Origin of the sequence: Frankia sp. EI5c (assembly GCF_001636565.1) — a bacterium.
Taxonomy (GTDB): domain Bacteria; phylum Actinomycetota; class Actinomycetes; order Frankiales; family Frankiaceae; genus Parafrankia.
In genome coordinates this window covers 41,086-48,956 of sequence record NZ_LRTK01000002.1, presented here as the reverse complement: position 1 = coordinate 48,956, position 7,871 = coordinate 41,086, and the positions used below count along the sequence as shown (strand labels likewise).

The following is a 7,871-nucleotide window of genomic DNA, read 5'->3' as shown; positions in this document are numbered from 1 at the left end:
ACGACCGTGGTGAAACCCGCCTGGGCGACGTGCCCGGCCATGGGGAAGCCCATGGTGCCCAGGCCGATGAAGGCGACCCGCATGTCGACCGCTCCCGTCCGGCTTCTACAGGGCACGCAGCAGGACCCGCAGGGCGTCGTCCAGCTGCTGGCGCTGCTCGGGTGTGAGGTGGCTGGCGATCCGCGCGAAGTTCCGGACGTGGTCGGCGAACGCGGCGTCGATGGTCACCCGGCCCCGGTCGGTGAGCCCGACCCGGAAGCTGCGCCGGTCGGACGGGTCCAGCCTGCGTTCCACCAGGCCGGCGGCCTCGAGCCGATCGAGCCGGTTGGTGATGCCGGCCCGGGACATCATCAGTTTCTCGGACAGCTGGGAGGGGATCAGCACGCACGGCGGGCCGGCGGCGCGCAGGGCCGAGAGCACCTCGAAGTCCCCGGCGGTGAGACCATGCTGGTCCAGCGGGTGGTCCATGCTGGCGCCGAGCGCGGCGACGAAGACCTTCATCCGGGCGAAGATGCCCAGCGCGCTGAGGTCGAGGTCGGGACGCTCCCGCTGCCACTCCTCGACGACGCTGTCGATCTGGTCCGGCGTCTGCTCGCCGACACAAACGTTCCAGCCACCGTCCACGACACGAGTGTATTTGGCCATCATGCACTCACCCGAAATTAGTTTGGCGCTGTACTATCAGGCCGCGTACTGTACGGGACAGAACCAACGGAGCAGCCCCGGCGGCCACTCCGACAGACTGCGCAACCTCCGGACATCAGGAGATCTTCCGTGACCGCATCAACCGACGTCGTCGGCGACGGAAAGTCGTCCGCCGCGGTCGGGTCGCCCGGGTTGCCCCCGCAGCTCGACCCCAGGCGCTGGGTGGCACTCAGCGTAATCGCCGTAGCCCAGCTCATGGTCGTGCTCGACGCCTCGATCGTGACCATCGCGCTGCCCCACGCCCAGGCCGACCTCGGCATCTCCACTGCCGACCGGCAGTGGGTCATGACCGCCTACACCCTCGCCTTCGGCGGTCTGCTGCTCCTCGGCGGCCGCATCGCCGACTTCCTCGGCCGCAAGCGGGTCTTCATCTGGGGCCTCATCGGCTTCGCCGGCGCCTCGGCGCTCGGTGGCGCCGCCCCCAACGCGGAGCTGCTGTTCGCGGCCCGCGCCCTGCAGGGTGCCTGTGCGGCCCTGCTGGCACCGGCGGCACTGTCGCTGATCACCGTCACCTTCACCGAAGGCAAGGAGCGCGCCCGCGCGTTCGCCGTCTACGGCGGCATCTCCGGGGGTGGCGCGGCGATCGGCCTCGTCGTCGGCGGGCTGCTCACCGAGTACGCGTCCTGGCGCTGGTGCCTGCTGGTCAACATCCCGATCGCGCTGGCCGCCGCGGCCGCGGCACTGCCCATCGTGCGGGAGAGCCGGGCCGAGGGGAAGGCGAGCTACGACATCCCGGGCACCGTCACCGTCACCGCCGGGCTGGTCGCACTGGTCTACGGGTTCACCGTCGCCGCCGAGGAGGGCTGGGGAGCGGGGAAGACGATCGGCCTGCTCGTCGCCTCGGCCGTGCTGCTCGCCGCCTTCGTCGCCATCGAGGCCCGGACCGCCAACCCGCTGCTGCCGCTGCGGGTGGCCCTGGATCGCAACCGCGGCGGCTCCTTCCTCGCCTCGATGCTCATCGGCGGCGGGCTGTTCGCGATGTTCCTGTTCCTCACCTTCTACTTCCAGTCGACGCTCGGCTACAGCGCGCTGCGCAGCGGCTTCGCCTTCCTGCCCTTCAGCGCGGGCATCATCTTCTCCGCCGGGCTGGCCGGGCAGCTGATGCCCCGGGTGGGACCCAAGCTGCTGATGGTGGTGGGCAGCGCGCTGGCGGTCATCGGTCTCCTGCTGCTCACCCGCATCGGGGTGGACTCCAGCTACGCCAGCCAGGTGCTCCCGGCGGAGCTCCTGATCAGCATCGGCATGGGCCTCGCCTTCGTGCCGATGTCGAGCGTCTCCCTGCTGGGTGTCGCCGACCACGACGCGGGGGTGGCGAGCGCCCTGGTCAACACCACCCAGCAGGTGGGTGGATCGCTCGGCGTCGCCCTGCTCAACACCGTCTACGCGACGGCCGTGTCGGACTACATCGCCGACCACGGCGTCGGCCCGGCGGCCCAGGCCCAGGCAGCGGTCGAGGGCTACACGACGTCGTTCGTGTGGAGCGCGGTGCTGATCGGCCTCGCCCTGGTCACGGTGCTCATCCTGGTGCGAGCGGGCCGGGACGACCTTCCGCAGGGCGAAGGGGCACCGGTCCACGTGGGTTGATCCCAGGCGCGGCCCGTACTGCCAGCGGGGGGGCACCTGACCGGGGACGGTCAGGTGCCCCCCGCCGTTTCCGGCGCCGTCTCCGGCGCCGCGGCCCAGTCCGGTCCGGCTGGCGCGATGCCGGGCGTGGCCTCGGCGCGCAGGCCACGTTCCAGATCACGGCCCAGGTCACGGACCTCCTTGTTCGCGGCCAGCAGCCCGTCGTGCAGCTGGCGCAACACGACCCGCGCCTGGGCGGGGTCACCGGCCTCGGCCCGGGCCGCGACCAGCACGAGATCCATCAGCCGCCGCCGCATTCCGTCCTCCAGGTCACGGGCCATCCGGAGTCGTTGCGCGGCCCGCGCGCCGGCCTCCCGCCGGTGGGCCCCGTGCGCCTCCACCAGCCGTGCCCGCACGGCGACCTGCAGCTGCGCGTTCTCCAGCGCCAGCCGTCCCGCGCGCAACGCGGCGTGGGTGAAGGCGCCGTACTGCTCGAGGGCCGGATCGCCGGTCACCACGGCGAGCCGGGACCCGTCCCGCGTCCGCACCTCCCGCGTCCACCGTGCCGGGGGGCGGGCGGCGGCGGCCAGGTCGACGGGCCGGCCGTCCACGTCGACGTAGCCCGCCAGGTCGGGCAGCCAGAAGAAGACCTCGACGCCCGGGTCCCCGAGCACCGTCCGCAGGGCATCGCGCACGCTGCGGACCGTCGCGGGATCAGCCAGGCGCAGCACCCGGTCGGCGGCCGTGAGCACGCCGAGCGCCCGGCGGCCGGCTGCTATCACGAGCACCACCGGGAAGACCGCCACGATCACGCTCTGCGCCGCGAGCCCCCGCAGCACCCCGTCCAGGTCGGCGACCGAGATCGGCGGAGCCAGCAGGGCCACGGCGACGAGCGCCACGGCGACGGCGCCCAGCACGAGCGGGGCCGCGGCCCGCTCCGGGCCCCGCAGCTGCCGCACCCGGCGGATCAGCAGCACCGCGAACGCGCACCCGAGCAGCGGGTTGATCACCTGGTAGGCCGAGCTGATCGCCTCGAAGACCGACCGGTCGGCCTGCCACCCCGGCCACCAGGCGTCCGGCGCATAGCCGTTCCAGTCCGCCTTCGAGGTCAGCACGCTCGCCGCCATCAGCGGGCCGAGGTCGAGGACCGCCAGCGCGATCACCAGGCGGTCCGCCCGGCCACTGAGCCGCCCGTCCGGATAGCCCAGCAACGCCAGGCCGAACAGGATGTAGAAGACGCAGTTCCCGATGATCCCCACCAGTGGGGCGGGGCCGGCGTTCCAGCTCATCACCCAGGTCGCGAGCCACGCCAGCCCGGAGCCGGCAAGCGCGACGCCACAGCGGCGCAGCGGCGCCGAGGAGATCCCCAGCACCCCCGCGGCGGTGAGCCCACCCGCGACCACGATGTTCACCACGGCCAGGGTCGGGCTGTGCCGCAGGAAGGGCCAGCCGGCGCCCAGGGTCGCCGCCCCCACCAGCACGCCGGCCGCCACCGCCGCCGGCAGGTGACCCGGCCGGACCCACACCGACCGGCCCCGTGCCCACACCGACCGGACTGCCCCAGGCCGGCGTTCCCGGTCCGGCACAGTCACCGGGCCACTCACGGTGAGTCACCGACGGGCACCGTGACGAGCACCGTCGTCCCGCCGCCGGGTGGGCTCGACAGCCACACCCCGCCGCCGGCCGCCTCCACCCGGTCGCGCAGGCCGGCGAGACCGCCGGCGTCGCCCTCGACCGCACCACCGTGCCCGTCGTCCCGGACCTCCGCCATCAGCACTCCCCCGTCACCGGTGAGACGCACCCGCACCGTGGTCGCCCGGGAGTGCTTGACCACGTTGGTGAGCGCCTCCGACACCGCGAAGTAGAGCGTGCGCTCGACCCCGTCCCCGAACGGCCCGGGCTCGGCGAGCGCGACCTCGACCTCGACCGGCAACGGCAGCCGGGCAGCGGCCTGCCGCACCGCCCCGACCAGGCCCTCGGTGCGCAGCGCCTCCGGGTCGATGCCGCGGGCGATGTTGCGAACCTCGGCGTTGGCGACGAGCAGCCCAGCCCGGATGTCGTGGAACACCGACGCCGTGGCCGCCGGGTCGTCCGCGGACCACTCCGCCACGCTCACCAACATCGCCAGCGCGAGCAGCCGCTGCTGGACGCCGTCATGCAGGTCACGGGCGATGCGGTTGCGCTCCTCGGCCTCGGCCTCGGCGACCCTGCGCTGCGCGGCGCGGGTCTCCACGAGCTGCGCCTGGATCACCACCTGCAGGTGGGCGTTCTGCAGCGCCAGACGCGCGGTCCGCAGCGCCGCGCCGGTGAACGCCTGGGGCCGGCGCAGCAGTGGCGACCGGCCCGTCGCCACCGCCAACAGCTCACCGGAGGAGGTGTGCACGTGGTGAGTCCACACCTGCGGCCGACCGCGTGACGAACCGGCCGACCCCGCCAGTCCGCCACCCGAGCCGGCACCCTCGTCGGCCGACCACACCGCGTCACCGGCCGAACCCGCCGGCGCGACCGGCGGCCGGGCCGGCTCGCCGTCGACGTCGACGAAGCGCCGCTCATCCGCCAGCCAGAAGTACAGCTCGACGGTGTCGTCTCGCAGCGCCCGGCGCAGCGCGGCGCGCACCACCGCGGCCGTCGTCGGGCCGCCACCGAGCCGCAGCATCCAGTCCGCCGACGTCGCGACGGCGATCGCGCGCCACATCTCGCAGACCAGCAGCGCCAGGGGGAGCACCGCGAGGACGGCCCCCTGCTCGGCGAACCCCGCAACCACGTGCCCGGGTTCCCGGTTGTCCAACGTCGGTGAAAGCGCGGCCAGGCACAGCACGACCACACCGAGCGCGACGAACAGCGGCGCGACCACTGAGCGTTCCAGCCCGTACAACCGGCTCCAGCGGCGGGTGAACAGCACCAGAAAGGCCACGGCCAGCGCCGGGTTGACCACCCCGTAAAGATCGCTGACGAAAGCGAACAGCCCGGGCTGGGACGACAGGGTCGGCCAGTGCGTCTCCGGCGCGAAACCGTTCCACTCCGGCTCCGACACGATGATCGACAACAGCGCGAGCGGGCCGAACGCGACCGTGGTGAGGACTCCGGCCACCCGGTCACCGCGCCCGGTCACCTGTCCGTCCGGGTAGAGCAGCAGGCCCCAGGCGAAGGCCACGAAGAACAACGCGTTGACGAACACGCCCAGCGCCGGAAGCGGACCGGCCTCCCGACACAGCACCCAGGTGGCGGACCAGCAGGCGCCGGCGAGCAGCGCCAGCCCGCCGGTGCGGCGCGGTGCCGCCGAGTCGAACAGCAGCAGTACCCCGGAGACCACGAAGGCGCCGGCGACGAAGGCGTTCACCGCCGCCAGCGCCGGCTCGCCACGCCAGAACGGCCAGCCGGCGGCCACGGTGAGCACCGCGGCCACCGCCCCGCAGGCGAGCGCCACGGCCGGCCCTCGGTACCGGAACCGCTGCCCCGCCCGGAGATCCGGCGCGGAGGCCGCCGCCGGCACCCTGCCCTGAGCCGACGCCCTGCCCTGAGCCGACGCGGTGCCCTCAGCCGACGCGGTGCCCTCTGTCACGGGTCCCTCTCACCAGCCGCCACCGGACATGAACGGGGGCGGCCAGGCGCCGCCCCACCCACGCGGATGGTCCGTGTACGCGTGGTCCGTGTACGCGCAGAAACCACCGCCGAGCGTGACGATCATCCCATCCCCGTCGGCGACCGGACGTCCCGGGAGCATCCCGGCCCCGGCCCCGGCCCCGGGCTGGAATCGGGTGTTGACTCCGTGTTCGGCCGATGGTCCAATCAGGCCCATGTACCGCTCGGCCCGCCTGGTCACTCGGAGTCACATCGACTTCGGGCGCGTCAGCTCCGCAGCCTGTACGGCGGCCCCCGCGGCCCGCTGAGCCTTCCTGCGCCGTTCCGGCGGGATGTCCCCCGGAGCCGCTGGGAGCCACCACCCCGCTCGGCACCGCCCCAAGCTCGGCACCGCCCCACCGCTCGATGCCGCCAGGGGCCGCGTGCTCGCCCGAGTTCCAGGGCGCGCAGTGGGGCTCCCCGTGCAGCGTCCGCCACGGCAACCCCCGCGCGGAGCGGCTCACCGCGCAACCGTCCCTCGGCGGGTACCCTGCCTGCTCGAACGCCCGGAGCCCGCCGCGTGGGCCCGGGGCGGTCGCGGGCAGCCCCCGCCTCCGTCCGTTCACCCGGCCCCTCACCGGGCCCCCCAGGTTGATCATCGGCCACCGGCCGCCTCGCCCATGTTGTCCATCCGGCACAGGTTCGCCCGCACCAGGGTGATCACCCACTGCCACCCAGAACTCACCGTCCGACATGCCGATGGCCCCGCCGGGCACGGCACGCACCACCGGCACCCACCCGGAAACAGAAAGCAGGTAGGAATGCCCCGTCGTCTGTTCACCTCCGAATCCGTCACCGAGGGCCATCCGGACAAGCTTGCCGACCAGATCAGCGACGCGCTGCTGGACGCCTACCTCACTCAGGACCCGACCTCCCGGGTCGCCGTGGAGACGTTGCTGACCACCGGGCACGTGCATGTCGCCGGTGAGGTCACATCCAAGGCACACATCGACGTCACCGGGGTCGTGCGGCGCACGCTCACCGACATCGGGTACGACGCGGCCACCGGCTTCGACGGGAACAACGTGGGTGTGCTGGTGTCGATCGGCGCCCAGTCCCCCGACATCGCCCAGGGTGTGGACCACGCCTACGAGGCCCGGCAGGCCGCGGCCGGCGGCGGCGCGGCCGCCGACTCCCTCGGCCGGCAGGGGGCCGGCGACCAGGGGATCATGTTCGGGTACGCCACCGACGAGACCCCGGACCTGCTGCCGCTGCCGATCACCCTGGCGCACCGGCTGGCCGAGCGGCTCGCCCGCGTCCGGCACGACGGGGTGCTCCCCTACCTGCGCCCCGACGGCAAGACCCAGGTCACCATCGAGTACGACGGCGACCGGCCGGCCCGGCTCGACACCGTGGTCGTCTCCGCGCACCACGCCGCCGGCCTCGACCTGGAGCGCCAGCTCATTCCCGACATCCGCGCCCAGGTCATCGAGCCCGAGCTCAAGCGGCTCGCGGAGGAGAGCCTGGGCCTGGAGGTGGACGGGTACCGGCTGCTGGTGAACCCGACCGGCCGGTTCGAGGTCGGCGGCCCGCAGGGAGACGCGGGGCTCACCGGGCGAAAGATCATCATTGACACCTACGGCGGGTACGCCCGGCACGGCGGCGGCGCGTTCTCCGGCAAGGACCCCTCCAAGGTGGACCGCTCGGCGGCCTACGCGCTGCGCTGGGTCGCCAAGAACGTGGTCGCCGCGGGCCTGGCCCGACGCGCCGAGCTCCAGGTCGCCTACGCGATCGGGAAGGCCGAGCCGGTCGGCCTGTTCGTGGAGACCTTCGGCACCGAGCAGGTCGCGGTGGAGCGGATCGAGCAGGCGGTCGACGCCGTGTTCGACCTGCGCCCGGCCGCGATCATCCGCGACCTGGACCTGCTGCGCCCCATCTACCGCCGGACGGCCGCGTACGGGCACTTCGGCCGCTCGCTGCCCGAGTTCACCTGGGAGCGCACCGACCGCGCCGACGCGCTGCGCACGGCCGCCGGCGGCTGA

Annotated in this window: 6 protein-coding genes; 2 read left to right on the top strand and 4 right to left on the bottom strand. The window is 73.6% G+C overall.

Annotated elements, in window-relative coordinates; all coding sequences use genetic code 11:
• Both UG55_RS45070 and UG55_RS01040 read right to left on the bottom strand, forming a co-directional pair.
• A partial coding sequence (locus UG55_RS45070; protein ID WP_131799237.1) for an NAD(P)-binding domain-containing protein occupies window positions 1–83 on the bottom strand: 83 nt, incomplete at its 3' end.
• A gap of 22 nt (window positions 84–105) precedes the next feature.
• Entirely contained in the window at window positions 106–624 is a 519-nt protein-coding gene (locus tag UG55_RS01040) for a MarR family winged helix-turn-helix transcriptional regulator (protein WP_066061445.1), read from the bottom strand.
• Window positions 625–774: 150 nt separating this feature from the next.
• On the opposite strand from UG55_RS01040, the gene UG55_RS01035 reads away from it, so the two are divergent.
• Complete coding sequence (locus UG55_RS01035; protein ID WP_066061442.1) at window positions 775–2,289, top strand: MFS transporter; 1,515 nt, start codon at window positions 775–777, stop codon at window positions 2,287–2,289.
• Window positions 2,290–2,339: 50 nt separating this feature from the next.
• On the opposite strand, the gene UG55_RS01030 is transcribed toward UG55_RS01035, so the two are convergent.
• Window positions 2,340–3,860, bottom strand: a complete 1,521-nt coding sequence (locus UG55_RS01030) for a hypothetical protein (protein ID WP_242423549.1) — start codon at window positions 3,858–3,860, stop codon at window positions 2,340–2,342.
• A gap of 8 nt (window positions 3,861–3,868) precedes the next feature.
• Window positions 3,869–5,830 carry a sensor histidine kinase gene (locus tag UG55_RS01025; protein ID WP_083986264.1) on the bottom strand — a complete coding sequence of 654 codons (1,962 nt, stop codon included), beginning with the start codon at window positions 5,828–5,830 and terminating at the stop codon, window positions 3,869–3,871.
• 820 nt (window positions 5,831–6,650) lie between these two features.
• Between UG55_RS01025 and metK the strand changes: the two genes are divergently transcribed.
• Window positions 6,651–7,871: a methionine adenosyltransferase gene (gene metK / locus UG55_RS01015; RefSeq protein WP_066061434.1), complete on the top strand. Its 1,221-nt coding sequence runs from the start codon at window positions 6,651–6,653 to the stop codon at window positions 7,869–7,871.